This window comes from Candidatus Rhodobacter oscarellae (assembly GCF_001078595.1).
GTDB classification, from domain to species: domain Bacteria; phylum Pseudomonadota; class Alphaproteobacteria; order Rhodobacterales; family Rhodobacteraceae; genus Rhodobacter_B; species Rhodobacter_B oscarellae.
Map to the genome: position 1 here is coordinate 3,283,163 of NZ_LFTY01000002.1, position 25,882 is coordinate 3,309,044.

A 25,882-nucleotide genomic window follows, 5' to 3' on the forward strand; every position below is an offset into this window, starting at 1 on the left:
GGGGAAAAGATGACTGAGTTGAAGAAGACCAATCGCCGCGGCGTCCTGAAGGGCCTGGCCGCGGGCACCGCCGCCGCCGCAACTCTGCCGCTCTGGGCGCGCTACACCCACGCGCAAAGCGCCGCCCCCATCAAGATTGGCTTTCAGCAGCACCGCACCGGCATCGGCGCCGCCTATGGCCGCTGGTACGGGCGCACCACCGAGGCCGCCGCGGCGTTCATCAACGCGCAAGGCGGCATCAATGGCCGCCCCATCGAGATCGTCGCAGAGGATGACGGCACCGACCCCAAGCGCGGCGCCGAGGTGGTCGAGAAATTCGCCACGCAGCATAATTGCGACATCGCCTTTGGCACCCTGTTCAGCCATGTGGTGATCGGCTCTGCCCCGCGGGCGGGCGAGCTAAAGATCCCCTATTTCGTTGTCTCCGAGGGGCATCACGTCGCCAGCGGCGGGCTGAACCGCTACACGCTGCAGCCCGGCATCACGGACGTCAAAAGCCAGGTCCAGGCGATGGCGCCCTATGTGAACGCGAATCTGGGCAAGAAGGTCACGATGATCTACCCCGACTTTGCGTTCGGGCATGACCACCGCGACTTCTTCACCGCGGCCATGGCCGCGCAGGGCGGCGAGGTGATCTCGCAGATCGCGATCCCGCCGAGCGAGACCTCGTTCACCAAGTACTTCCCCAAGATCCCGCGCGAGACAGAGGTGCTGTACCACGTGATGGTGGGCCCCGCCGTGCTGACCTTTGTAAAGGAGCTTGGCGAGTTCTTCGGCCCCTCGGCGCCAGCGATCTTCGGCTTCATCGATTCGCTGGAGGCGGTGGACATCGCCTCGCCGGGCCTGGAGTTCCTGGACGGCACGTATTTCTGGGAGGGCAACCCGCGCTACGCCCAGGCCGACCAGTCCGACGCCGACAAGCTGTTCCGCGAGAAGGTCGGCGTGGACGCCAACGGCGCCTCGGTCAGCGACCCGGCGGATGTGTCCACCTACGCGCATATGTTCGGCTGCTGGGAGACCCTGCACGTCGTGAAGGCGGGCATGGAGGCCGCAGGCTATGCCGGTCCGGGTGACCGCGCCGCGCTGATCGAAGCCGTGGAGGCGATGACCGACATGCCCGAGGGGATCGCGCATCCGCAGGGCGCCAAGATCTTCATCGGCAAGACGCACCAGGTCTTCGGGCACCAGTACATCAGCCAGGTCCAGGGCGGGAAGCTGGCCCGCGTGCACTCGACGAGCATCGAGGACACGTTCTATCCCGACGAGGTGGATTACACGACCCAGCCGCTCTAACGCGGGCGATGGCGCTGGCCGCACGGTCGGCGCCATGCGTATTTTCGACAAGATGAAGCAGGGGAGGCCCTGCCTCAACACGAGAGGAGTACGCCAATGCTACGAACGATCTCTGCACTGCTGCTAACCGCCACGCCGCTGGTTGCCGGCGAAAGTGTCGTCACCCTGTCCTCGCAAGGCCAGGACATGATCGGCACGCTGAACCTGCCCGCAGGCGGCCCGGCGCCGGTCGTGCTGCTGCTGCATGGGTTCACCGGCACGCGCAACGAGCTTGCCACCGACCATGTGCCGGGCGGGGTGTTCGCTTACACGGCGGGGCGTTTGGCCGAGGCGGGATATGCCAGCCTGCGCATCGATTTCCGCGGCTCTGGCGAGAGCCTGGCCGACATGACCTTCGCCCAGACCACCTTTGAGAGCCAGATCGCCGATGCCCAGGCCGCGCTGGCCTATCTGCAGGGCTCTGACCGGGTCGCAGGCGAGGACGTTTATGTGATCGGTTGGAGCCAAGGCGGTCTTGTGGCGGCCTCTTTGGCTGGCCGCAGCGGCGCGCCGGATGGCGTCGCGCTGTGGAACGCCGTGGGCGACCCGATGGAGACCTACGCATTCCTCGGCGCGGAAACCCTTGCCGCCGGTATGGCCGCGGCGCCAGATGAGGTGGTGCAGATAAAGCTGCCCTGGGCCGAATTCCCCCTGAACGGCGCCTTCTTCGACGGCGTTGAGACCCATGACCCCGTGGCCGAGATCAAGGCCTATGACGGCCCGCTCTTTGTGGCCAGCGGCGCGCAGGACACCACCGTGCTGCCGAAGAACGGCGCCGCCTATATCGCCGCGCATGAGGGGCCAGAGGCGCTTTGGTTGGCCGAGATGGACCACGTCTTTAACGTCTTCGCCGAGGGCGAGACCCTGACGCAGATGGTGAGCGAGACTATCGGGTTCTTTGAGGCGCATCAGGATTGATGATGCGCTATCGGCCGGCGATGCCTGCCGCACCGCTTGTTTGGTCTGAGCGCGGGCGCCATAGATCTAGATAAGGCGGCGGCGGCTTCGCCTTGCCGAGGCGCGGGCAAAGGCGCAATATCGGGCGCGATCACTCCAATAAAGGGCCCGGCCAATATGTTCGAAGACCTGATTTCTGACCCCGCTGCGATCAGCGCCTTTGCCACGCGGGAGAACGCCCGCAGCGAGGCCGCGCTGATGGACGCCGCCTTCGAGGCGGACGTGGCCGAGGCGGAGCGCATCCTGGGCAGCGAGGCCTCGCTGGGCGGGCTGATCCGGCGGGGCGCCTGGATCTACACCTTCCGCACCACGGGCGCGCACCCGCGCGGCGTTTGGTTGCGGCGGCCCGATGACGGTGTGGTCGAGGCCGAAACCGGCTGGGACGTGGTGTTCGACCTGGATGCCTACTGCGCCGAGACGGGCGAGGATTGGCACTGGCGCGGCGCGCCGACCTGCCCCGACAACCCAGAGCGCGTGCTGATCTGCCTCAGCCAGGGCGGCTCGGACCAGCGCATCGCGCGGGAATATGACTGCGGCGTGGGGGCTTTCGTAGAGGGCGGGTTCACCTTGGGCCCAGAGCGCGGCCACGTCACCTGGCTGGACGCTGACACCGTGCTCTGGTCCAGCGCCCTGGAGGGCGACGCCACCGACAGCTCTTGGCCCGGCGCGGTGCGCAGACTGCGGCGCGGTCAGGCGCTGGCGGAGGCCGAGGAGATCTTTCGCGCTGCGCCGGGCGACCTTCTGGCGTCTGGATACTACGTGCCGGACGGGCAGGGCGGGCGGCTGACATGCGTGACGCGCGTGATCGCGATAGGCGAGCAGGAGGTCACCCTGCTGCGCGCCGACGGCCCGTTCAAATTGCCCGCGCCGACCGACACCAGCGTCACCCACAGCGCCACGCATTACGCCTATGTGGTAAAGGGGCAGGGCGGTCCGGTGGGCGCGCTCATGCTGGGCGAGGTCGGCGCCGGGGGCGCCCGGGTTGTGATGCAGGCCGAGGCGCGCCAGTCCATCGAAAGCGTTGATGTGCTGGACGACTGGCTGGTCTGGATGCTGCGCGACAACATGGTGCCGCGGCTTTTCGCGCTGGCGCTGGGCGAGGCTGATGCCACCCCGGTGGAGATCCCCTTCCCCGTAGCGGCCGATAGCGCGTTCCTAGGCGGGCATTCCACGGGCGACGATAGCGATGAGACCTTGCAACTCAACCTGCAGGGCTTTCTGACGCCGCCACGGGTCTACACCTTCGACCTGGAGGACGGGCCGGACGGGATCACGTGGAACCTGATCTGGGCGGAGCCCGAAGAGTTCGACGCCACCGGCCTGACCGTGCAGCTCTTAGAGGCCACATCGGATGACGGCACTCAGGTGCCCTACCACTTGGTTCTGCCTGCCGACGCGCCGCCGGACCTGCCCGTGCTGCTTTACGGCTATGGCGGTTTCAACGTCTCGCTGGCGCCCTACTATCCCGCGATGCGCGGGGCGCTGTGGCTGTCGAAGGGCTATGGCTTTGCGCAGGCCTACATCCGCGGCGGCGGAGAGCTTGGCCCAGCCTGGCACAAGGCCGCCAAGCGCGAGAACCGCCCGCGCGCCTTCGAGGACTTCGCCGCCGTGGCGTCTGATATGGTCGCGCGCGGGGTCACAACGCCCGCGCGGGTGGCCTGCAATGGCGGCAGCAATGGCGGGCTGCTGACCGGCGTGATGCTGACGCGCTACCCGGAACGGTTCGGGGCGGTCTGGACCAGCGTGGGCGTGCACGACATGCTTGGTTTCCACAGCTTCCCCGCCGGGCGCGGCTGGATCGACGAGTATGGCGACCCGGACGATCCAGAGATGGCCAAGACGCTGCGCGGCTACTCGCCCCTGCACAACGTTGCGCCGGCGGCGGAGGGGGCCTATCCGCCGGTCTTCGTGGAGACCTCGGATTTCGACGACCGGGTGGACCCGTCGCATTCGCGCCGGTTTGCCGCGCGTTTGAGGGAGGCCGGGCAGGACGCGCTTTACGTCGAGCATAAGGGCGGGCATGGCGGGTCAAGCTCTGTGCATGATCGGGCCAAGAACGCGGCGCTGGGTTATAGCTTCCTGCGACGGGCTTTGGGGCTCTGATGGGCGAGCCGGATCGGAAACCCGGACAGAGGGAGGGCATGCTTGCCCGGCTGCCGGTTGTGGTCGAGCGCTAGGGCCAGGGCATTAGGGATCGCACTTGCCTCCAGCGGGTCTTGGCGCGTCACAATTTTCTTGCAAGAAAATTGCGAAACTCTTGCAAGAGTTTCTTTGGCGCGACAGGAGATGATCCGCCTAGGGCGCCCTCTTGGCCGCTTGCGGGCCCGACTTTCCTTTGAAGGAAAGTGCAAATCTCTTGCAAGAGATTTGGCGCGCCCAAAGGACCGCTGGAGGCCAGATGCACTCATCGCCTTTGCAGGTTAATGACCGCTCGAAACTGGCGGGCTGGCATAGGCGCAGATTGGGTTTTTTGTCGGCGCATTGGGCGCGCCTTCCAAGCGCAGCGGATCAAACTGCTCCATCATCGCCGCGCTCAGGCATGCGATCTCTAGTACATCTCGTTGAAGTATTTACTGTAGGTCGCGACAGGGCGGGTCTAGACCATTGCAAGGCTGGTGCGAGCGGTGCCGCTCGCATTTACAACGCGCTCCGGTGCAAGGCAGGGATAAAGCGCAAAAGAGTTGTGCGGCATTTGTTTGTGCGCTAACGATTCTCAAGGGAGAGCTGCATGGACTTTGGAGCACATCTTTTGCTGGCCTCGCTTGAGGGTGCGGTGACCGCCGCGGTGCTGACGCTGACGGCACTGGGGCTGAGCCTGGTCTTTGGCATCATGCGCGTTGTGAACGTCGCCCATGGCGAGTTCTACATGCTGGGCGCGGTGATCGCCTGGTTCGTGGCGACCTCGTTGGGCGGGCACCCGGCGCTGGGCTTCATGGCGGCGCTGGTGGTGGCGCCGGTGCTGGTGGGGCTGCTGGCCGCGGCGGCGGACGTGACGCTTTTGAAGCGGGTCGACTACGATCCCGAGCGCACAATCGTGGTCACCATCGGGCTCTTATACATCATTCAACAGGTCGCGCTGATGACCTATGGGCCCGAAGCGCGCCCCGTGCAGGAGCCGTTCAATCACCGCATCATGCTGCCGCTTTTTAGCTGGCAAGACGGGTTCTACTTTCCCAGCGGATGGGGGGCGCCATCGACCACCTCCTACAAGCTCTTTGTGATTGGCTCCGCGGCGGCGGTGCTGCTGGGGGTGTGGCTTTTGATGACGCGCACCAAGATCGGGCTGGTGATGCGCGCCACGCAGCTGGACCGCGAGATGGCGCAGGTCTTTGGCGTCGCGGTCGAGCGGGTCTATGCGCTGGTCTTCGGGCTGGGCGCGGCGCTGGCGGCGCTGGGCGCGGTGCTGGTGGTGCCGATCCAGCAGGCGCACTACCTGATGGGGCATGACCCGCTATTGCTGAGCTTCATCGTGGTGATCATCGGCGGGCTTGGCAGCCTGCCGGGCACGGTGCTGGCGGCGGTGCTGATCGGGATGTCGGACGGCATCATCTCGGTCTTCTTCTCGCCCACCCTGGCGAAAATCCTGGCGACGCTCTTGGTGGCGCTGGTGCTGGTATTCCGCCCGCAGGGGCTGTTTGGGACCCGCGCGGCATGAGCGAGGCGGGCAAGGTCTGGGCGCTGCATCTGGGGCTGCTGGGGCTGCTCTTTGCGCTGCAGTTCGTACTGCCGGCCTATCACCACGGCAACCTGGCGCGGGTGATGGTGCTGGCGAGCTTCGCCGTCGGGTACAACCTGATGTTCGGTTATACGGGGCTCTTGAGCCTCGGCCACGCGATGTTCTTTGCCGCGGGCATGTATGGGATGGGCCTGGCGATGCGCCACCTGGGGTGGACGCCGGGGCCTGCGCTGATCGCGGGGGTGCTGAGCGGGGTGGTCTTGGCGCTGGTGGTGGGCGCCTTGGCGCTGCGCACCGTCGGTGTGGGGTTCATGATCGTGACGCTGATGTTCGCGCAGGCGGTCTATCTGGTGGCGCTGTATTTCGGCGAGTGGACGCGCGGCGACGAGGGGTTCGTGATCCAGCAGGCCGAGCGGGTGATGATGGGGCTCGACCTCAGCCAGCCGGGACCGCGCTATTTCGTTGCATTCGTATTGTTTAGCGCCTGCATGCTCCTGTCGCTGCGGGTGATGCAGAGCGGGTTCGGTAAGGTGCTGATCGCGATCCGCGAGAACGAAGAGCGCGCCCGGATGCTGGGCTATAACGTGTTCCGGCACAAGCTGGGCGCGGTTGCGCTCTCGGGCGGGATCGCGGCAGCGGCCGGGGCGTTCTATGGGCTGCTGTTCGGCTATGTCGGGGCGACATTTGCCACCACGCAATACTCGATCCTGCCGCTGCTGTGGGTGCTGCTGGGCGGCGCTGGCACGATCCTGGGGCCCTTCGTGGGCACGCTGTTTGCGTTCTACCTGATCGACATCTCCTCGGGCTTCACTACGGCGCATATGCTGGTGGTGGGCGTGGTGCTGGTGGCGCTGGCGCTGTTCGCGCGGCAGGGGATCGTGGGAGAGCTGCGCGCGCGGCTATGGCGGTGGCTGCCATGAGCCTCTTGTCGACCCAGGGGCTGACAAAGGCGTTTGGCGGTCTGACCGCCGTGAGCGACGTGGATTTTGAGCTGCCGCAGGGGGAGATCCGCGCGCTGATCGGGCCGAACGGGGCGGGCAAGACCACCTTTGTGGGGCTCCTATGCGGTCGCATGGCGCCCAGCGCCGGGACGGTGCGGTTCGACGGGCAGGACATCTCGCGCCTGGCCGCGCATGAGCGCATCCGGCTGGGCATCGCCTATACGTTCCAGATCACATCGGTTTTCGCGCGGCTGAGTGCGCATGAGAACGTGGCGCTGGCGGTCCGGCGGCGCGGGGGCGATGCGGTGCGGGAGGTGCCAGAGGCGTTGCAGCGCGTGGGGCTGCGCGACCGCGCGGGCGATCTGGCCGGGGACCTCAGCTATGGCCACCAGCGCCTGTTGGAGATCGCGATGGGCTTGGCCCAAAAGCCGCGTTTGTTGATCCTGGACGAGCCGACGCAGGGGCTGGCGGACAGCGAGATCGATGCGTTCTGCGCCCTGGTGCGAGGCCTGGCGCCCGAGACCACGGTGCTGCTGATCGAGCATAACATGAGCGTGGTCATGCGGGTGGCGCAGAAGATCACTGTGCTGAACTTTGGGGCGGTGCTGGCGGAAGGCGCGCCGGAGGTGGTGCAAGCGGACCCGGCGGTGCAGGCGGCCTACCTGGGGGGTGTTGAGGCATGAGATTTGCGACAGAGCGCCGCGGTGCCCTAAATTTTTGCCGTGCGTTAACGGTATATTTGCGCGAATCGGCGAGCAAAAATTTATGGGTGGGCACGGCCACGTGCGTCTTTTTTTGTGCTCAGAAGCCCGCCCACCCTGTGTTCATTATTCCCCGATTCGCCCTAACATTTCCCAAACTTTTCCAGCGGCGTCGCGTCGCGCTCGATCAGGCAGCTCCATGTTAGAGCTGCGCAACGTCGATACCGGCTATGGCGCGGCCCAGGTTCTGCGCGGTTTCTCGATGGGCGTGGAGGCAGGTAAAATTCACTGCCTTCCGTAATGGGCCAGTTGATGTCAAGGACAGCGTTTTCACCCTCAAAAACCCGGGAACCGACGAAGGTTTCCGGGGTGCCTGCCAGGCGCAGTGAGGTTCACAGCGGAGTGATTGTGCTGTGGCGATGGGGAATATGCCAGTGTTGTTGGCCTCGCCTGTCGGCATGCCTGCTCACCGTGATGTGTCTGCGCCGGGCTCGTGCTTCCGTCCGTGGTCAGCGCAATGGCTGCCAACTTCATACCTTGTCCGGTTCGGCTCCCGAGTGTCGATCTTCAGGGCGCGCTCAACCCTGGAACGGGTCGGCAGATGGCAGCTTGCGTACATCATCGGGGACCGCGTCCCGGCTGGGACACTGGTGGGCCGGCACCGTCAGGTGCGGCCGAACGCTCCTTGTGCTGAAAACATTTCAATCATGGATGCGGGGCGCTCAGGCGTTCTGCCGGAGCGCCATCGCCTCGTCACGGGTGAAGCGGAACCCGGTTCCATCCACCCACATCCGGTGCAGCACCACGCCGATGCGACGGGCCAGCGCCACGGTGGCACGTCTCTTCCCACGACGCTCGGCAAGGCGCAGCGCCCAGGACTTGAGCCAGTTCGGGCCGCCATGATGCAGCATCACGTTGGCCGCCTGGTAGAGCGCCGCCCGGAGACCTGCGTCTCCGACCTTGGTGATCGCGCCCACAATGGACCGCTCGCCGGATTCATCCCGCCCCGGCGTCAGCCCGACCCAGGGGCCAACATCACGAGATCGTTTGAAGCGTGTGGGATCATCGATCGCGGCCTTCACCGTCAGCGCAACGACGGCACCCACACCGGGCATGGTCATCAGCAGGCGACAGATCGGATCGATCTTCGCCTGATCGCGCACCATCTTCTCGAACCCCGCAAGTTCCCTTCGCAGCTCTGCGCGGGCACGCAGGATCGGCTCAATAGCCGCTTTCAGCACAGTATTGCCCGCCGCCAGGTCCCTGACCCGCTGGTCATAGCGACCTTTCGAGACGGGTCCCATCTTCAGGCCAAAGTTGCGCAACACGCCCCGCACCGACAGTTCCAACTGGATCAGTACCTTCTGGATCGCCTTGCGCGCCGTCAGCAACACGCGTGTTTCCTGAGCAGGAACCGACTTGCAGTGCACGGCGCTGAACCAACCCATCTGCAGGAGATGCGCGATCCCCTGTGCATCCCGCCGATCCGTCTTGATCGGGCTTGCTTTCAGCGCCGCCTTCACTTGCCGCGTTTCCATCAGGATCGCGGGTAGCCCGGCCTCGGTCAGCCCCTTGTGAAGCCATTGGGACAGTGGACCCGCTTCCAGGCCAATCCCGGTAATCTCGCAGGGCAAGGCCTTGAGGAAGCTGACCAACACTTCCGGCTCGCTGGCGACGTCAGTTTCCTTCAGGATCTTGCCGCGATCACCGAGCACGCAAACAGCCGTGCTTGCCAGAGAGACGTCCAGTCCGATAAAGATATCCATGTCGTTGTCCTTTCTATTCTTTGGAATTGAGGCGCGCCATCTGGCAAGACCTCGTAGACACGCATCATGCGTATCAAAGGGCAACGACACCCTCTCTGCGACACCGCTTCAAGCGTAACGACCGAGATTCGCGCCGAGGCCCATTACGGTATCTTCTGGGGCGCAACGGCGCCGGCAAGACCACCACGATGAAGGCGATAACCGGGCTGCTGCCGCTCTGGGCCGGTGGCGTTCAGCTGGACGGGCAAGACGTCGGCGCACTGCCAGCGCATCAGCGGGCCGCGGCGGGGATCGGCTACATCCCGCAGGGGCGGCGGCTGTTCACCGAACTGACCGTGGCGCAGAATCTCGAGATCGGGCTGATGGCGCGCAAGAGCCCGCGCCGCGCGCTGGACCGGGCGCTAGAGCTCTTCCCGCGCCTCAAGGAGCGGCTCTCGCAACGCGCCGAGACCCTTTCAGGCGGCGAGCAACAAATGCTGGCCACCGCCCGCGCGCTCTGCGTCGAACCGAAGGTCCTGCTGCTGGACGAACCCACCGAGGGGTTGCAGCCCTCAATGATCGACACAATCCGTGACGTGATCCTGCGGCTGCGCGACGAGGGGACCGCCATCCTTCTGGTCGAGCAGCGCATCGACGCCGTGCTGTCGGTGGCGGATCAGGTGACCTTCATCGAGAACGGCCAGGGCCAACAGACCTTCGCCGCCTCGGAGCTTGATCCAAAGCATCAGGCCTTTAAGCTGTATCTGGGGGTCTGAGGCACGCTCCCGAAGGAGGCCGTGATGAAGACGTCGTTCTGCGAATTGATGGGGGTGCAGCTCCCGATCGCCCTCGCCCCCATGGCCGGCGCGGTCTCGCCACAGCTTGTGGCCGCGGTTTGCAACGCGGGCGGGTTGGGGCTGGCGCCGCTCTGGCACCTGGACGATGACGCGCTGCGCGACGGGATCCGCGAGATCCGGGCGCTGACCGACCGCCCCTTTGGTGTTAACCTCAATATGGAGTTCTCCAGCGAGGCGCATCTTGACGCTTGCCTTGAGGAAGGCGTGCCGATCATCTCGCTCTTTTGGCAGTCGCCCGGGGCGTTCGTTTCGCGCGCTCAAAAGGGCGGCGCCAAGGTGATCTTTACTGCCGCCACGGCGGCTTCGGCGGCAGCGGCGGTGGAGCTGGGCGTGGACGCGGTCTGCGCGCAAGGCTGGGAGGCGGGTGGCCACGTGCGGGGCGACGTCTCTACGATGGCCCTCGTGCCCGCCGTTGTGGACGCGGTGGGCGACGTGCCTGTAATCGCCGCCGGTGGCATCGCCGATGGGCGTGGGCTGGCCGCGGCGCTCGCCCTGGGCGCTTCGGGCGCCTGGATCGGCACGCGGTTCCTTGCAGCGCAAGAGGCGCTGACCCATCCGGACTACATGCGCGGGCTTGTCCGGGCGACCGAGGCCGACACCGCGCATTTTGACAACCTCTTTAATGTGGGATGGCCCGACGCCCCGCATCGGGTCCTAAAAAACAGCACGGTGCGGGCCTGGCTTGACGCGGGGAGCCCACAGACAGGCGCACGTCCCGGCGAGGGCGAGATCATCGCGCAGAGCGACCGCAGCGGCGCTGTGCAGCGCTATCAGTCGATCACGCCAAACACGGGCGTCCAGGGTGACATAGAGGCGCTGTCGATGTGGGCCGGTCAGGGCGTGCACCTGGTCAAGCGCCGCCAGCCCGCCGCAGAGATCATCGCCGATATCGTCGCAGAGGCAGAAGCAACGCTTGCCGGGCTCGCCGGCGCGCGCCGCATCGATGATTAGTCTTACCAGGGCCGTGTCGCGGAGCGGGTGATCACGACATCCTGTGCCGGGCAGCCGGTGCCGCCGATCCCGTCCTCGCTGACGATCGCGCAATCCTCGGCCTCAGAGATGACGACCGGTTCCACCATGATCGGCTCTTCTTCGAGTTGCGCGCATCCCGCCAACGCGGCGAGCCCCAGCAGCGCGGTGCAGCTCCATAAAATTTTGCGCATCAATCCGTTTCTTCCCTGTCGTAGAAATACCCGCCGGCGCGGAACCTATGCGCGGCGTTGGCGTCGTTCTGGGCCTTCATTGCCGTGGCGCGCTGGCTAAGGTCAAGGAAGACCGCCATCTGCGCCTCGGCATGCACGGCCCGCAGCTCGGTCACCTGGGCCTCTGTCAGACCTGTGTAATGCACCGCGCGCTCGAAATGCGGCGGGGTCTGGCCTTGGACATTCTCGCTGGCCGAGGACATGTGGTCGGCCATGTTCTTTGCCAGGTAAGAAAGCTGGTCGTCCGAGCCTGACAGCGGCTGGTAGGATTTCTCCAGCAGTTCGACCTCTCCGCTGGCGGCATCGACACGGGCGGTGCCCGCGGCCTGGAGCGCGTCCAGCATGGTCCGCGGGTGCACGTCCTTGCGGACCTCAAAGGCCAGCGCCTCGAAGGACGGCGCGGGGCCGTTCTTGGGCAAAGGCTGAGCCTCACCGCCTACATGATAGCCGTCCTCGGTCTGCCAAAGCGCCACGAGGCGCGAGAGGTGGTTCATGCGCGGCTCACGCGTGGGCGCGTCGCGCAGGCGCGCCACGTCGCGGCGCTGCAGGCCCGTCATCACCGACAATCGGCTATCGGTCACCTTGCCGTCGGCCTGGGCGGTGGCGGCGCGCACGTAATGCCCCTTCATCCGCTCAGCGAGATCGGGGAACAGCACGCCACGCGCGACCATCAGTCGGGCCAGCGCGGAGAAGATCGGGTCGAGCACATCTAACATAATGCGCAATTTGCACATTTGTCTTTACAAAGGCAAGCGAATCATAATATGTGCGTTTTACACATTTTCTGGAGACACCAATGATCCACAGCACAAACACCGCCAACCCCCTCCGGCCCAAGGGGCTCTTTACGTCCCCCCTCGCCCTTTGCGCCGCGGCGGTGTTTGTGCTGACGGCTTGCGAAGGCGCCAACGTCTTCGACGAACCCGCGTTGGTCGCTCCAGAACCTGTTCTGGCAGAGCCCTCCCTCTCTGCCGATACCGGCGCGGCGGAGGTCTCTGCCGCGCCCGCACCCCGGTCCGTTGGTGCGTCCCCAACCCTCCCGCGGACCGGGGTCATTACAGCTGGTGATATTGACGATGGGCTGAACATGGCGGCGTTCCAACGCTACGCCAAGCGCGCGGCGACAGAGACGGGCCTGCCGGCCTCGCGCCTGGGCGACCCGCTGCAGGCGCGGCTGGTGGCGCCGGACGGCACGCCCTTGCCGGGCGTCCGGGTCACCCTGCGCCGCAAGGGCAAGGCAGAGCCCTTCTTTGATGGCTATTCCGGCGTGGGCGGGCGCGTGACGGTGTTCCCGCGCATGCACGGCGCCTCAAGCGCGGGCATTTTCGAGCTGCGCGCCTTCCGGGGCGACCAGCAGGGCGCAATCAGCGCGATGCTGACCACCAAGGACGCGCCGGTGCAGGTGACCATGCCCGCCACGCTGCCCGCGCGCCCGGATTTCTTGGACCTGATGTTCGTGGTGGATACCACCGGCAGCATGGGCGACGAGCTTGCCTGGCTAACCAAGGAGATGCGCGGCATCGTGCGGCAGGCAAGGCGTCAAGCGGGTGATATCGACGTCAATTATGGGCTGGTGGTCTACCGGGATAAGGGCGACGTGTACGAGGTCAGGAATTTCGGCATGGATCTTAGCGCCGGGCAGATCCAACGCGCATTGCGGCAGCAAAATGCAATGGGTGGCGGCGACTACCCCGAGGCCGCGGCCAAGGCACTGGCGACAGGTGTTGGTCAGAATTGGCGCCGTGGGCAGGGCAAGCGCATCCTATTCCACATCGCCGACGCCCCTCCGCATAGCCGCGATGCTTCCCGCTATGTTGACGCCGCCGCGATGGCCGCGGGTAAGAACGTGCAGATCTTCGGGCTTGGCGCTAGCGGCGTGGCCGCAGAATCAGAGTTCCTGATGCGCCAGGCAGCGCTCGCCACGAACGGACGCTACATCTTCCTAACCGATGACAGCGGCGTAGGGCACGCCCATGCCGAGCCCAGCATCTCTTGCTACCGCGTGACCGCGCTGAAGGATCTGATGCGGCGGGTGCTGGTCTCGGAATTGACAGGCATTCGGCAAGAGGCGCCGAGCAGTGCGGTGATCCGCGAGGTCGGGACATACCAGAATGGTGTGTGCAAAAACTGACCCGCGGATCACCCTTCGCCCCGAAAAAATCCCCGCCGAACGGTTGCTCGGCGGGGATAGTTTGTACCGTGGTCAGGCCACAGGCACTGGCGGTAAACTTATGGTTCTAGTTGCCTAATTCATCTCGGCGCGGATCTGCTGGCGCAGCACATCGATGGGCATCTGCTTGCCGTCGCTTTTGTACATCCAGTAGGTCCAGCCGTTGCAGCTTGGCGCGCCTTCCAGAGCGGCGCCGACCTGGTGGATCGATCCGGTCACCTCGGCGGCGACCAGCGTGCCGTCGGCGCGCACCTTGGCGGTCTTGCCGCGGGGGCTGGTCAGCACCTCGCCGGGGCGCAGCATGCCGCGCTCGACCAACTGGCCGAAGGGCACGCGCGGCTCGGCGCGCTTGCTGGTGGAGACCTGCAAGGACGAGCGGTCCAGGCGGCGCACCCGTGACAGCCGCCGCTCGGCGACCTCGCGATAGGCGGCCTCGCGCTCGATCCCGATGAAGTTGCGGCCCAGCATCTTGGCCACAGCGCCCGTGGTGCCGGTGCCAAAGAACGGGTCCAGCACGACATCGCCGGGGTTGGTCGTGCCGACCAGCACGCGGTGCAGCAGGCTCTCGGGCTTCTGGGTCGGATGCGCCTTATCGCCGTTGCTGTCCTTCAGCCGCTCATGCCCGGTGCAGATCGGCAGCACCCAGTCAGAGCGCATCTGGATGCCCTCGTTCAGCGACTTCAGCGCCTCGTAGTTGAAGGTGTATTTCGCGCCCTCGGATTTCGACGCCCAGATCAGCGTCTCATGCGCGTTGGTGAGCCGCTTGCCGCGGAAGTTCGGCATCGGGTTGGACTTGCGCCAGACCACGTCGTTGAGGATCCAGTAGCCCTGGTTCTGCAGCTCGGCGCCCATGCGGAACACGTTGTGGTAGCTGCCGATGACCCAGATCGCGCCATGCGGCTTCAGCAGGCGCCGCGCCGCGGCCAGCCACTCGCGCGTGAACTTGTCATAGGCCTTGAAGCTGTCGAACTGGTCCCAGTGGTCATCCACCGCGTCGACCTTGGAGTTGTCCGGCCGGTGCAGCTCTGACTTGAGCTGCAGGTTGTAGGGCGGATCGGCGAAAATCAGGTCAACCGAACCCGCCGGGAGCGCGTTCATCGCCTCCACGCAATCTTGCGCAATAATAGTGTTCAGCGGCAATTCTGCCGCTTCCATAGTCTTGGTCATCATTGGACCTGTCTGCCTCTGTTTCCGCGCCGTTCGTGGCGTCGTTATTGACTGCGAAGATGAGTCAGAGGGGATTCGCAGTCAAATGTTATTTTGAATCAAAAGGTTATAAAAAAGTGTTGCTACAAGATATTGTGGACGGGCTTGAAGCTGCGTCTATGATGTGGGGTCGCGCCAAGGTTCTTGAGCGCATCGCGGTGCTCCTGCGTGGGGTATCCGGCGTTTCGCTCCCAGCCATAGCCGGGGAATTGTTGCGCCAAAGACTCCATGATCTCGTCGCGACAAACTTTTGCCACAATTGACGCCGCGGCAATGGACAAAACGCGCGCGTCGCCCTTCACCACGGGCAGGCCCTGGATGTTCATGCCCACGGGCAGGCGGTTGCCATCCACCAGGGCGAAATCCGCCGGCGCCTCCAGGCTGCTGATGGCGCGGCGCATCGCCAAGAGGCTGGCCTGTAGGATGTTGATCTCGTCAATCTCGGCTGCGGTGGCATGCGCGATCGAGACCTGGGCGTTGGCGTGGATATCCTCCGCCAGCGCGACGCGGCGCTGGGCCGTCAGGGTCTTGCTGTCGGCCAGCCCCGGCGGGATGTTGTCAGGATCCAGGACCACGGCGGCGGCGGTGACCGGCCCCGCGAGGGGACCGCGCCCGACCTCGTCCACGCCGCAGACACGGGTAAAGCCGCGCTGATGCGCGGCTTGCTCAAACTCTAGGGTGGGTGCGGGTCTTTTCATGCCTTCTCCTGACCCAAGCGATGCGCCTAAGTCAATTCCGGGGCAGGTCACCCGCAACTTTGACCTGCCCCGGAAACGCAGCCCGGCAAGACCGGGCCACTGCTCGACGGATCAGGGGCGCTTAGCCAAAGACCCAGCCGTTCTTGCGCAGGCAGCGCGCGCCAAACACCCGGCGGTTGCCGTTATGGGTGCGGATGGTCCGCTGGCAGTGCCCGGGCAGCGCGTGGAAGTCCTTGCGCATGTTGTTGCGCAGGCAGCGCTTGCCGAAGAAGCGGCGCGGGCCGTCGTCAAAGCGGCTCTGGCGCATGCAGAAGCTGGGCACGACCTTGCGCGGATGCGTGGGCGTAACGGTGGTGTATTGGGTGTGGCGGCGCTTGTTCTGGTTCGACAGCGCGCTGCCGATGATCACAAGCGCGCCAGCGCCCAACAGAAAGCGGCCCAGCTCGCCACTGTCGGCGGCGCGTGCGGGCGCGGTGGAAACTGAGGTCAGGGCCATCGAGGCGGCGAGGATCGTCACGAGGAGACGTTTGGTCATGGGTTCGGTCCTTTCTTGGACAGGCAGCCCCGAATTCCAAGGGGCGGGCGGTGTTGATGCCAACCATTTCGGGCCTCCGACCCCGGCTAAGCAATATCGCCGCGCCGATATCCAATAACGCCTTAAAACATGGGGTCTGTTATTGAATAACATTCCGCTTGGGGGCAGATATCGGGGCATGAGACACACCCTTTACATATCTGCGCTCCTCTGGGCGCTCGCCGCCTCCACGGCCTCTGCTGCTTGCGTGGCCGAGTACAAGGCGAAACGCAACACGCAGCCCCTGCGCCTCGACTATGGCACGGTGACCGTCCAGGGCAGCAACTGCACCCCCGCCGGTGTGCAGTCCGCCGTTCGGGCGCAGCTGGCCAACCGGGGCTGGGAATTATTGAGCATTCTCTCGGTGCGCCAAAGCGGCTAACATCCAGGCCATGAGCCTGGTTGACCAAAACGCAGACGCAGCCGCCACCCGCCGCTATGGCAACCGGGTGGTGGCCTATGGGCTGGCCGGGATCGTCCTGATCCTGCTGACGGCCTCCATTCTTCTCTTCATCAACCTGCCCGACGCGAACGCGTTCAATGACCGGGTGGAGCGGATATTTGTGGAGAATGACAACCTGACCTCTGAGTCCGAGATAAAGCTGCTAGAGATCCTGGCCGAAAGCGGCACCTCCTTCGCCGCGGTGCTGGTGAGCTACCGGCAGGTGATCTTTGTGCTGCTCGTTTTCTCTACCGCGCTCTTGATCGCCTGCCTGGTGTTTCTGATCACCATTATCGCGCTGAACCGGCGCATGGGGCAGATCGAACGCTCGGGCATCCAGGTCAGTTCGCTTCTGATCAGCCGGGAAGAACGCAAGGTCTACCTCAACAATATGGAGTTCGCCCTAACCGGCGCGGCCATCGAAACGCTGGCGGTGCTGGCCGAGGCGCGGATGGATGAAGAGATGCTGTCGGGCAGCGAGATTGAGGCGATGATCTCGGGCAAGAACGCCGCGGATTGCGACGAAGCCTCTGGTGCGACGCGAATCAAGCGGCTTCGCGATTCGCTGGGCAATCAGATGGTCAGCGAGCTTTTGATCAAGAACGTGGCCCGGAAGGGCTATATGCTGTCCATCGACAAGGACGTGATCCAGATGGTGTGAGGCGGCAAATTTCTTGGAAGAAATTTGCGAAACTCTGAAATCAGAGTTTCAGACCGCCCAGGATTGAGCTCCTTCCAGAGGGCGCTCAAATTCTAGCGCAACCAAATCTATTGGAATAGATTTGCAAAACTCTTGAAAGAGTTTTGTTACCGCACGGGCATCGGATTGTCGGCCTTGGAATAGGCCTTCCAATCCGTGACCTCTGGGTAATAAATCGCACGCCACTTGCGCACGCGCGGGTTCATCACGCGCCGCCAGAGCGGCGGGACCATCGCCGCAAGGGTCATCACCGGGTAGCCATAGGGCAGCTGCGGGGCATCCGCCTCAGTATGGTTCTGCAGCAGCGGGAACCGCCGGTCGGGCTTGTAGTGGTGGTCAGAGTGCCGTTGCAGGTTGATCAGCAGCCAGTTTGACGCCTTATGCGCGGCGTTCCAGCTATGGCGCGGCAGCACGTGCTCGTATTTGCCGTTGCCCAGGTGTTTGCGCGTCAGCCCGTAATGCTCGATGTAGTTCACCAGCTCAAGCTGCCAGACCGCCACGAAGGCCTGGTGCAGGAACAAGTACAGCCCCAGCCATCCGCCGAGCCACAGCGCCAGGGCGCAGAACACGGCCTGCAGGCCCCAGTAGCGCCAAAACGGGTTCGAGCGGTGGTGCCAGGGCAGGCCCTTGCGGGCCAGCATCGCCCGCTCGGCCTTAAAGGCCGACCACCAACACTGCCACAGCACGCGCGGAAAGAAGCGGTGGAACCCCTCGTTGTACCGCGCCGTCACCGGGTCGCGCGGTGTGGCCACGTAGCGGTGATGCACCAGCAGGTGCTCGGACCGGAAATGCCCATACATGACCATCGCCAAAAGCAGATCGCCCAGCCAGCGCTCCAGCCTGTTCTTCTGGTGCATCAGCTCGTGGCTGTAGTTGATGCCCACGGTGCCAGAGATCACACCCATGCCAAAGAACAGCCCGAACTTCTCGATAAAGCTCAGATGCGGCGCGTCGGCGGCGTACCAGATCAGCCAGAAGAGCAGCGCAAGCTGCACCGGGAACCAGATCAGCGTGACCAGCCGGTACCAAAAGAGGTCGTCCTCGGGCGTATCCAGGTCGGCGTTCTCGGTCTCCAGCCCGGTCACAAAGTCCAGCAACGAGAACAGCCCCCAGCCCGCCAGCGGCAGCAACAGCACCGTCCAGCCGCCCAGCAGCGCGCCGATCACCGCCAGGGGCACGAGCCCAAGCGACAGCCAGAACGGCAGCGCGCGGCTGATGCTGGCCATCTGTGCTTGAGTGATCATGGGTCCTGCTCCGGTGCTAATGCGCCCCAATTAACCGCAGTTTAGGGCCAAACTGTGAACGGGGCAATTATTGGGACGCAGCGGCACCTAACTCCCTCTCAGCTTGTCGCGGATCAGCTTCAACAGCGGCAGGAACAGCAGGATCAGCGCGATGATGGTGATCGGTGCTGCGATGGGCCGCGTGAAGAAGATGTCAAAGCTGCCGTCCGAGAACAGCAGGGACTGCCGCAGCTTGGGCTCGGCGATTGGCCCCAGCACGATGGCCAGCACCGCCGGCGCCAGCGGGTAGTCCAGCATCCGCAAGAAGAACGCCGCGAAGCCGATGATCACCATCAACCAGACGTCATAGATGTTCTGGTATGCCGCGTAGACGCCCACGAGCGACAAGACGAAGATCAGCGGTGCGAGGATCGTGAACGGCATCCGCAGCATCCACAGGAACAGCGGGATGAAGGCCAGGTTCACCAGCAGGGCCACCACGTTGGAGATGTAGAAGGACCCGATCAGCGGCCAGACGAAATCCGGCTGCTCGGCGAACAGCGCGGGCCCCGGCTGCAGCCCCCAGATCACCATCCCCGCCAGCAGCACCGCCGTGGTTGGCGAGCCGGGGATGCCCAGTGTCATCATCGGCAGCATCGCGCCGGTGGAGGCCGAGTTATTCGCCGCCTCCGGTGCCGCCACGCCGTCCACCGCGCCCTTGCCGTATTCCTGCGGGTTCCTGGAGGTCATCTTGGCCACGCCGTAGCTCATCAGCGAGCCCGGGGTCGCGCCGGCGGCGGGCAGGATGCCCACAAAGAAGCCCAAGAGCGAGCCAATCGTGGTGCCCTTCCAGGCCTCAGGGAAGTTGCGGATCGAGGCCATGATGCGCGAAAAGCTCACGTTGACCTCCGACATCTTCACCCCGTCGCGCGACGAGTTGATCGTCCAGATCATCTCGCCGATGCCATAGACCCCGATGGCCAGCACCAGGAATTGGATGCCTCGGCTGAACCAGTTCACCGCGTTCAGGCCGGGGATCAGGTTCTCGCCCTGCACCTCGAAGAACAGCAGGCGCGGCTCGCCCGAGATGATGTCAAAGCCCACCGTGGCCAGCACCAGCCCGAAGCAGATCGAGAAGATCGTCTTGGGGATGTCGTCCCCGCCCAGCCCCACGAAGGTGGCGAAGGCCAGCAGCATCAGGGCAAAGATCTCTGGGTCGCCGAATTTCAGCGCCACAAAGGCGAGCGGCGGCGCGAAGGCGGTGAAGAGGATGTTGGCGATGGTGCCGCCGACGAAGCTCGCCACCGCGGCGGTGACCAGCGCGCGGTCCGCGCGCCCCTGCAGCGCCATGGGCCTGCCGTCGAATGTCGTCGCCACCGCGGTCGAGGCCCCCGGTATGCCCAGCGTGATCGAAGAGATCGCGCCGCCATACATGGCGCCATAATAGATCGCGGCGAGGAAGATCATCGGCGAGGTCGCCGAGCCCGTCATTTGTTGGATCACGAAGGTGAAGGGCAGCAGGATCGCCACGCCATTCACCGAGCCCAGACCCGGCATGGCGCCCACGAAGAGCCCCACGACCACGCCCAGAATTGCCAGTCCGAGATTCAGCGGCTCCAGCGCCACCAAGATTCCCTGTCCGAGGGAAAACAGCACGTCCATAGGGTCAGTCCCTCACAAGAAGATGTCGTAGAGTGGGATGAAGAGCGGTTCTAGGTAGCCCTTGGGCAAGAAGATCCGCATCGCCACGTCGAAGAAGAAAAAGCATACCACCGGCAGGGCCACCGAGATCGCCAGCGAGACGCTCAGCCGGTGGCGCCCGATCACCAGAAGGTAGTACATCATGAATACGAACATCGCGCCGTAGAAGCCGATGAGCCCGATCAAGATCAGGAACCCGAACACGCCGCCGCCGACCAGGGCCAGCATCTTTTTGCCGTAGCTGTCCAGGAACGGCGCGTCGGACTGGCTGGGCGGCGACAGGCGCCGGAACCAGTTCGCGGCGATCCATACGCAGCACAGGAACATGATCATGCTCAACCAGAAGGGCCAGAATCCGCTCCCGGGGCCTTCGTCCGTCCAGCCGATATTGCCGAACCGTTTTTGTAGCGCCGGGTCCCAGGCGTTTACGCTGGGCTCGCCAGCTTCCCACATGAAGTAGAGCGACAGCAGCGCAAGGAATGCTGCGGTCACGATTTCCGCTCGTCTCAAAGGTAACTCCCCACCTGAATCAGGTGTAGGATGGGGTTCAACCCCATCCCACGTTTCTTGTTAGTTGATTGCGCCAGAGGCTTTCAGGATGCCCTCGTGCCGGTTGCGCTGGGTTTCCCAGTACGCGCGCAGCTCGTCGCCCTCGATCTTGGCGCCAAGCAGCGCCTTCTTGGTGCGATACTCCTGCCAGGCGTCGGTCTCAAACACCTGCTGGAACAGGTTGTTGTAGTAGCCAAGCGCCTCGTCCGACATGCCCGGCGCGCCGACAACGGCCCGCTGCATGAAGTAGCTGAAATCGTTGCCCGTCTCTTTCAGCGTCGGCACGTCCGGGAACAGCGCAAGCCGCTCGTCGGTGAAGGCCACCAGGGGGATCACGTCGCCGCTCTCGTAAAAGCCCAGCGCCTCGGAGGGGTTGTTCACCGAGCTGGTGATCTGCTGACCGGCCAGCTGCTTGGCCACCTCGCCACCGCCCTTGTAGGGGATGTACTTGATGTCCAGCCCGAACGTGGCGTTCAGGTGGTCGGTGATGATGTTGTCCTCCGAGTTCTTGCCGGTGCCGCCCATGACCCAGCCAGAGCCGCGCGACTTTGCCTCTTCGACAAACTGGTCAAAGCTGGTGATGCCCTCGTCCTTGTGGACCCAAAGCAGGAAGGTGTCCTCGGCCATCCGCCCGATCGGCGCGAAGGTCATAATATCAACGCCCAGGCCAGGCTGGCGCAGCGGCGTGGTGAAGAACGAATTAAGCGTCACCATGATCGTGTGATCGGGATCCGTGGCGGAGTTCAGGTGCACAAGCGCTTCGGCGCCAGAGCCGCCGGGCTTGTTGGTTGGCACCACGGGGCGCGAGGATAGGCCCTCTTGCTCGATGATGGATTGCATAAGACGGGCCATCTTGTCAGCTCCGCCGCCCTTACCGGCCATAATCACAAAGTCGATGGGCTTGCTTGGCTCGAACGCGTGGCTTCCGGCCGTAGCCGTCTGCCCCATGCCAAAGGCCATAACGGCCGCGGCGGCAAGACCCGCAAAAGTGCGTTTGGTTAAAGACATTTCTTCCTCCCAGTAAGTAGGTGAATGCCGCAGCGGCCCTCTTGCGGGGCCTTCGGTGGCTTGGACTGTTCGATTCTAGGCCCGCCTGTCCTCCCTTGCGTTGTTATATTTTGATCTTATCGCCTGATTGGCGTTTGGCAACATCGCGCAGAGGCTGTCGGCCCAATATGGCGAACAACCGTCCGGTGAGATCCGTGGCGTGTTGGGAAAGGGTCGGTCGGCGCGCACCAGAGCCGCCCCGGCGCTGGGCCGGGGCAAGCTGCGTGATATGTTGATGCGCCGGGTCACAACCTAGAACAGGCCCTCGATCTGGCCTGCGTCGTTGATGTGGATGGACTCGGCGGCGGGTTTGCGCGGCAGGCCGGGCATCGTCATGATGTCACCGCAGACCACCACCACGAAACCGGCGCCGGCGCTCAGGCGCACCTCGCGGATCGGCACGGAATGCCCGGTGGGCGCGCCGCGCAGTGTCGGGTCGGTCGTGAAGCTGTACTGCGTCTTGGCCATGCAGACCGGCAGGTTGCCATAGCCCTGCTCCTCCCAGTCCTTCAGCTGGTTGCGGATCTTGGCATCCGCGATCACCTCGTCGGCGCGGTAGATCTCTTTCGCCACCGTCTCGATCTTGGTGAAGAGGCTCAGCTCGTCCTTATAGAGCGGCGCGTAGTCGGACTTGCCCTCGTCGATGATCGCGCAGACGCGGGTGGCCAGCTCTTTGGTGCCCTCGCTGCCCTTCTCCCAGTGCTGCGCCAGCACGGCCTCGGCGCCCATGTCCTTGACGTAGTCCTTGACGGCCTGCACCTCGGCCTCGGTATCGGTGACGAAGTGGTTGATGGCGACAACGGCGGGCACGCCGAACTTCTGGATGTTCTCGATGTGGCGGCCCAGGTTGGCGCAGCCTTCCTTCACGGCGGCCACGTTCTCGGCGCCCAGGTCGTCCTTCTTGACGCCGCCGTTCATCTTCATGGCGCGCACGGTGGCGACGATGACCACGGCGTCGGGGCTCAGCCCCGCCTTGCGGCACTTGATGTTGAGGAACTTCTCGGCGCCCAGGTCGGCGCCAAAGCCCGCCTCGGTCACCACGTAATCGGCCAGCTTCAGCGCGGTCTTGGTGGCCACGACCGAGTTACAGCCATGCGCGATGTTGGCGAAGGGCCCGCCATGCACGAAGGCGGGGTTGTTCTCGAGCGTCTGCACCAGGTTGGGCTGCATCGCCTGCTGCAGCAGGACGGTCATCGCGCCGTCGGCCTTGATGTCGCGGCAGTAGACCGGCGAGCGGTCGCGGCGGTAGGCCACGATCATGTCGCCAAGGCGCTTTTGCAGGTCGGCCAGGTCATTGGCCAGGCAGAGGATCGCCATGACCTCGGAGGCCACGGTGATGTCGAACCCGCCCTCGCGCGGGAAGCCATTCGCCACCCCGCCCAGCGAGACGTTGATGTTGCGCAGGGCGCGGTCGTTCATGTCCACCACGCGGCGCCAGGCCACCCGGCGCAGGTCGATCTCTTGCTCGTTACCCCAGTAGATGTGGTTGTCGATCATCGCCGCCAGCAGCGAGTGCGCGCTGGTGATGGCGTGAAAGTCGCCGGTGAAGTGGAGGTTCATGTCCTCCATCGGCACCACCTGGGCGTAGCCGCCGCCCGCGGCGCCGCCCTTCATGCCGAAGTTCGGCCCAAGAGAGGCCTCGCGGATGCAGATGCAGGCGTTCTTGCCGATCGCATTCAGCCCGTCGCCAAGGCCCACCGTGGTGGTGGTCTTGCCCTCGCCCGCGGGGGTGGGGTTGATCGCGGTGACCAGGATCAGCTTGCCGTCCTCTTTGTCGGCCTGGGCCTTGATGAATTCGGCGCTGACCTTGGCCTTGTCGTGGCCAAAGGGCAGCAGGTCTTCGGACGGGATCCCGAGCTTGGCGCCGATCTCTTGGATCGGCTTCTTATTTGCAGCGCGGGCGATTTCGATATCGGACATTTCTTACTCCGGCATAGGCCAATTATGATCCAAATTGGCCTCTAGGTTCCAATTATATGGCCCACTTCCAGGCCAATATCACTCGCCCAATCAACCGCAGAGGTCTTCCCTCCGCCGGCTGGACGCACGCGTTTGATACAGATTCGCCCACCGATCAATTGGACCCAAACGCCATCATTTGTTATTTCCACGACCTTTGAGGACACACCGTCGCCGGGGCCTCGCACGCAGTCATAGATTTGCACTTCGTCGCCGTTGATGGTCGTCCAGGCGCCGGGCGCGGGGTTGGTGCCGCGGATCAGGTTGTAGGCCTGCCCCACGGGCTTGTTCCAGTCGATCTTGGCGTGCTTTTTGGTACAGCGGCGCTCGTAGGTCGCCTGGCTCTCGTCGGGCACGATATGCGGCGGGTTGTCGGCTCGAAAGAGGTTCACCACGTCCAGCACGCTGGCGACGGCCGCGGGGTAGATCTTTTTGAAGTAAAGGTCGATCACGGTGTCATCGGGGCCGATGTCGCATTCCCACTGCAGCAGGCTGTCGCCTTCGTCCAAGCCGTCGCTAGGGTAGAACCAGGAAAAGCCCGACTTCGTGTCGCCCATGATGATCGGCCAGTTCACCGCCGACGGCCCGCGATACTTGGGCAAAAGCGACGGGTGGAAGCAGATCGAGCCCATCTTGGGCGTGTCCCGCGCCGCCTCGGGCACGAAGATGTTCACAAAGGCCATGACCATCAGGTCGGCATCATAGCTGGCCAGCTGGTCCACAACCGCCTGGTCCTTGAAATCCGCGGGCTGCTCGACGGGGATGCCCTGTTCCAGGGCGAACTCCTTGACCGGGTCGACGCGGTCGCCCTTGTCCGGCTCGCAGTAGACGGCGATGACGTCGTCGTCGCTGGCGATCAGTTTCTCTAGGCAGTCTTTGCCAAAGGCCTGCTGGCCCATCACGATCAGTCTCATTCGGCGGCTTCCTTGCGAACGTCTCCAACCGCGCCGCTCTCGATCACCGCCGCCAGCGCCTCGCCCTCATAGCCCAAGACCTGCGTCAGGACCTCCTCGGTATGCTCGCCCAGAAGCGGCGAGCGCACGACCTCGACGGGCGAGTCCGACAGCTTGACCGGGCAGCCCACGGTCACATAGGTCCCGCGCTCGGGGTGCTCGACATCAACGATGGTGCCGGTCTTGCGCAGGCCCTCATCCTCCATCAGCTCTTTCATGCTTAGGATCGGCCCGACGGGGATGTTCAGCGGGTTGCAGATGTCCATCACCTCGAATTTGGTCTTGGTCATGGTCCATTGCTCGACGGCGTCGAAGATCTCGTTGAGCTTGTCCAGCCGCTCGGGCGGGGTGGCGTAGCCGGGCGCGTCCTTCCACTCGGGCTTGCCGATCACGTCGCAGACATTGCCCCACACGGCGGCCTGGGTGATGAAGTAGGTATAGGCGTCCGGGTCGGTCTCCCAGCCCTTGCATTTCAGGATGCGGCCGGGCTGGCCGCCGCCGCTGTCATTGCCCGCCCGCGGGGTGGCCTCGCCAAAGGGCACGCCCTCGCCGAACTGGCTGTATTCCTTCAGGGGGCCCGCCGCCAGGCGCTGCTGATCGCGAAGCTTCACGCGGCTGAGGTTCAGCACCCCGTCCTGCATCGCGGCGCTGACCTTCTGGCCCTTGCCGGTCTGGGTGCGGTGGTAGAGCGCGGTGACGATGCCCAGGCACAGGTGCAGCCCGGTGCCGCTGTCGCCGATCTGCGCGCCGGTCACCAGGGGCGGCCCATCGCGGAATCCGGTGGTCGAGGCCGACCCGCCGGCGCATTGCGCCACGTTCTCGTAGACCTTGCAGTCCTCGTACTTGCCCGGCCCGAAGCCCTTGATCGAGGCCAGGATCATCGCCGGGTTGATCTCTTGGATGCGCTCCCAGGTGAACCCCATCCGGTCGAGCGCGCCCGGGGCGAAGTTTTCGACCATCACGTCGCAGGTCTCGATCAGGCGCGTCAGCACCTGCTTGCCGGTCTCGTTCTTCGAGTTCAGCTCGATCGAGCGCTTATTGTGGTTCAGCATGGTGAAGTAGAGGCTGTCCGCCCCCGGCACGTCAATAAGCTGCTTGCGGGTGGCGTCGCCGACGCCCGGGCGCTCCACCTTGATGACGTCCGCACCGAACCAGGCCAGAAGCTGGGTGCAGGTCGGGCCGGATTGCACATGGGTAAAGTCCAGGACTTTGACGCCTTCCAGGGCTTTCATATTGGGTGTCTCCTTGT

24 protein-coding genes are annotated in these 25,882 nt (G+C 64.5%); 11 read left to right on the plus strand and 13 right to left on the minus strand.

The features are described from left to right. The first annotated feature begins 9 nt into the window (after positions 1-9). The 6 genes from AIOL_RS20410 to AIOL_RS20435 all read left to right on the plus strand — a co-directional run bounded on the left by AIOL_RS20410 (position 10) and on the right by AIOL_RS20435 (position 7,589). Positions 10-1,293: an ABC transporter substrate-binding protein gene (locus AIOL_RS20410; RefSeq protein WP_049644674.1), complete on the plus strand. Its 1,284-nt coding sequence runs from the start codon at positions 10-12 to the stop codon at positions 1,291-1,293. Positions 1,294-1,389: 96 nt separating this feature from the next. Then, positions 1,390-2,250: an alpha/beta hydrolase family protein gene (locus AIOL_RS20415; protein WP_049644675.1), complete on the plus strand. Its 861-nt coding sequence runs from the start codon at positions 1,390-1,392 to the stop codon at positions 2,248-2,250. Between the two features lie 156 nt (positions 2,251-2,406). Next, positions 2,407-4,392 carry a prolyl oligopeptidase family serine peptidase gene (locus tag AIOL_RS20420; RefSeq protein WP_049644676.1) on the plus strand — a complete coding sequence of 662 codons (1,986 nt, stop codon included), beginning with the start codon at positions 2,407-2,409 and terminating at the stop codon, positions 4,390-4,392. A gap of 625 nt (positions 4,393-5,017) precedes the next feature. Beyond that, positions 5,018-5,944, plus strand: a complete 927-nt coding sequence (locus AIOL_RS20425; protein WP_049644677.1) for a branched-chain amino acid ABC transporter permease — start codon at positions 5,018-5,020, stop codon at positions 5,942-5,944. After that, positions 5,941-6,885 (plus strand): branched-chain amino acid ABC transporter permease, encoded by a 945-nt coding sequence (locus AIOL_RS20430; RefSeq protein ID WP_049644678.1) that lies wholly within the window; start codon positions 5,941-5,943, stop codon positions 6,883-6,885. Before AIOL_RS20425 ends, AIOL_RS20430 begins: the two co-directional genes overlap by 4 nt. Continuing rightward, positions 6,882-7,589 (plus strand): ABC transporter ATP-binding protein, encoded by a 708-nt coding sequence (locus tag AIOL_RS20435; protein ID WP_049644679.1) that lies wholly within the window; start codon positions 6,882-6,884, stop codon positions 7,587-7,589. The genes AIOL_RS20430 and AIOL_RS20435 overlap by 4 nt, the downstream gene beginning before the upstream one ends. A gap of 740 nt (positions 7,590-8,329) precedes the next feature. Here AIOL_RS20435 and AIOL_RS20440 read toward each other — a convergent pair. Further along, entirely contained in the window at positions 8,330-9,373 is a 1,044-nt protein-coding gene (locus AIOL_RS20440) for an IS110 family transposase (protein WP_049641827.1), read from the minus strand. Positions 9,374-9,399: 26 nt separating this feature from the next. On the opposite strand from AIOL_RS20440, the gene AIOL_RS20445 reads away from it, so the two are divergent. Beyond that, the gene (locus AIOL_RS20445) at positions 9,400-10,128 is read left to right on the plus strand and encodes an ABC transporter ATP-binding protein (RefSeq protein ID WP_268760222.1); all 729 of its coding nucleotides are present in this window, start codon (positions 9,400-9,402) and stop codon (positions 10,126-10,128) included. Positions 10,129-10,152: 24 nt separating this feature from the next. Further along, positions 10,153-11,160: an NAD(P)H-dependent flavin oxidoreductase gene (locus AIOL_RS20450; RefSeq protein WP_049644680.1), complete on the plus strand. Its 1,008-nt coding sequence runs from the start codon at positions 10,153-10,155 to the stop codon at positions 11,158-11,160. Between the two features lie 2 nt (positions 11,161-11,162). Here the strand turns inward: AIOL_RS20450 and AIOL_RS20455 are convergent, their stop codons facing one another. Continuing rightward, on the minus strand, positions 11,163-11,372 hold the full coding sequence (locus AIOL_RS20455) for a hypothetical protein (protein ID WP_049644681.1): 210 nt from the start codon (positions 11,370-11,372) through the stop codon (positions 11,163-11,165). Next, positions 11,372-12,127, minus strand: a complete 756-nt coding sequence (locus AIOL_RS20460; RefSeq protein ID WP_152912615.1) for a DUF6502 family protein — start codon at positions 12,125-12,127, stop codon at positions 11,372-11,374. Before AIOL_RS20460 ends, AIOL_RS20455 begins: the two co-directional genes overlap by 1 nt. 80 nt (positions 12,128-12,207) lie before the next feature. Between AIOL_RS20460 and AIOL_RS20465 the strand changes: the two genes are divergently transcribed. Further along, complete coding sequence (locus AIOL_RS20465) at positions 12,208-13,542, plus strand: vWA domain-containing protein (protein WP_049644683.1); 1,335 nt, start codon at positions 12,208-12,210, stop codon at positions 13,540-13,542. A 114-nt stretch (positions 13,543-13,656) separates the two neighbouring features. Here the strand turns inward: AIOL_RS20465 and AIOL_RS20470 are convergent, their stop codons facing one another. The 3 genes from AIOL_RS20470 to AIOL_RS20480 all read right to left on the minus strand — a co-directional run bounded on the left by AIOL_RS20470 (position 13,657) and on the right by AIOL_RS20480 (position 16,020). Then, positions 13,657-14,748: a site-specific DNA-methyltransferase gene (locus AIOL_RS20470; protein WP_049645580.1), complete on the minus strand. Its 1,092-nt coding sequence runs from the start codon at positions 14,746-14,748 to the stop codon at positions 13,657-13,659. Positions 14,749-14,870: 122 nt separating this feature from the next. Beyond that, positions 14,871-15,485 (minus strand): ribonuclease HII, encoded by a 615-nt coding sequence (locus tag AIOL_RS20475; protein WP_049644684.1) that lies wholly within the window; start codon positions 15,483-15,485, stop codon positions 14,871-14,873. Between the two features lie 121 nt (positions 15,486-15,606). Continuing rightward, complete coding sequence (locus tag AIOL_RS20480; protein ID WP_049644685.1) at positions 15,607-16,020, minus strand: hypothetical protein; 414 nt, start codon at positions 16,018-16,020, stop codon at positions 15,607-15,609. Between the two features lie 178 nt (positions 16,021-16,198). On the opposite strand from AIOL_RS20480, the gene AIOL_RS20485 reads away from it, so the two are divergent. Together AIOL_RS20485 and AIOL_RS20490 are read left to right on the plus strand one after the other, a co-directional pair. Further along, positions 16,199-16,441 carry a hypothetical protein gene (locus AIOL_RS20485; RefSeq protein ID WP_049644686.1) on the plus strand — a complete coding sequence of 81 codons (243 nt, stop codon included), beginning with the start codon at positions 16,199-16,201 and terminating at the stop codon, positions 16,439-16,441. Positions 16,442-16,451: 10 nt separating this feature from the next. Next, positions 16,452-17,162 carry a winged helix-turn-helix domain-containing protein gene (locus tag AIOL_RS20490; RefSeq protein WP_049644687.1) on the plus strand — a complete coding sequence of 237 codons (711 nt, stop codon included), beginning with the start codon at positions 16,452-16,454 and terminating at the stop codon, positions 17,160-17,162. A gap of 146 nt (positions 17,163-17,308) precedes the next feature. Here AIOL_RS20490 and AIOL_RS20495 read toward each other — a convergent pair whose 3' ends face one another. The 7 genes from AIOL_RS20495 to frc all read right to left on the minus strand — a co-directional run bounded on the left by AIOL_RS20495 (position 17,309) and on the right by frc (position 25,865). Next, positions 17,309-18,445, minus strand: coding sequence for an alkane 1-monooxygenase (locus tag AIOL_RS20495; protein ID WP_049644688.1), 1,137 nt, complete (start codon positions 18,443-18,445; stop codon positions 17,309-17,311). Between the two features lie 87 nt (positions 18,446-18,532). Next, a complete protein-coding gene (locus tag AIOL_RS20500) occupies positions 18,533-20,086 on the minus strand; it encodes a tripartite tricarboxylate transporter permease (protein ID WP_049644689.1) in 1,554 nt (517 codons plus the stop codon). Positions 20,087-20,098: 12 nt separating this feature from the next. Continuing rightward, positions 20,099-20,617, minus strand: a complete 519-nt coding sequence (locus AIOL_RS20505; protein ID WP_235439112.1) for a tripartite tricarboxylate transporter TctB family protein — start codon at positions 20,615-20,617, stop codon at positions 20,099-20,101. Between the two features lie 78 nt (positions 20,618-20,695). Continuing rightward, positions 20,696-21,682: a Bug family tripartite tricarboxylate transporter substrate binding protein gene (locus AIOL_RS20510; protein ID WP_049644691.1), complete on the minus strand. Its 987-nt coding sequence runs from the start codon at positions 21,680-21,682 to the stop codon at positions 20,696-20,698. Positions 21,683-21,973: 291 nt separating this feature from the next. Beyond that, positions 21,974-23,641, minus strand: coding sequence for a formate--tetrahydrofolate ligase (locus tag AIOL_RS20515; protein WP_049644692.1), 1,668 nt, complete (start codon positions 23,639-23,641; stop codon positions 21,974-21,976). A gap of 41 nt (positions 23,642-23,682) precedes the next feature. Beyond that, entirely contained in the window at positions 23,683-24,594 is a 912-nt protein-coding gene (locus AIOL_RS20520) for a methionyl-tRNA formyltransferase (RefSeq protein WP_235439114.1), read from the minus strand. After that, positions 24,591-25,865: a formyl-CoA transferase gene (gene frc / locus AIOL_RS20525; RefSeq protein ID WP_049644693.1), complete on the minus strand. Its 1,275-nt coding sequence runs from the start codon at positions 25,863-25,865 to the stop codon at positions 24,591-24,593. The genes AIOL_RS20520 and frc overlap by 4 nt, the downstream gene beginning before the upstream one ends. Positions 25,866-25,882 lie beyond the last annotated feature (17 nt).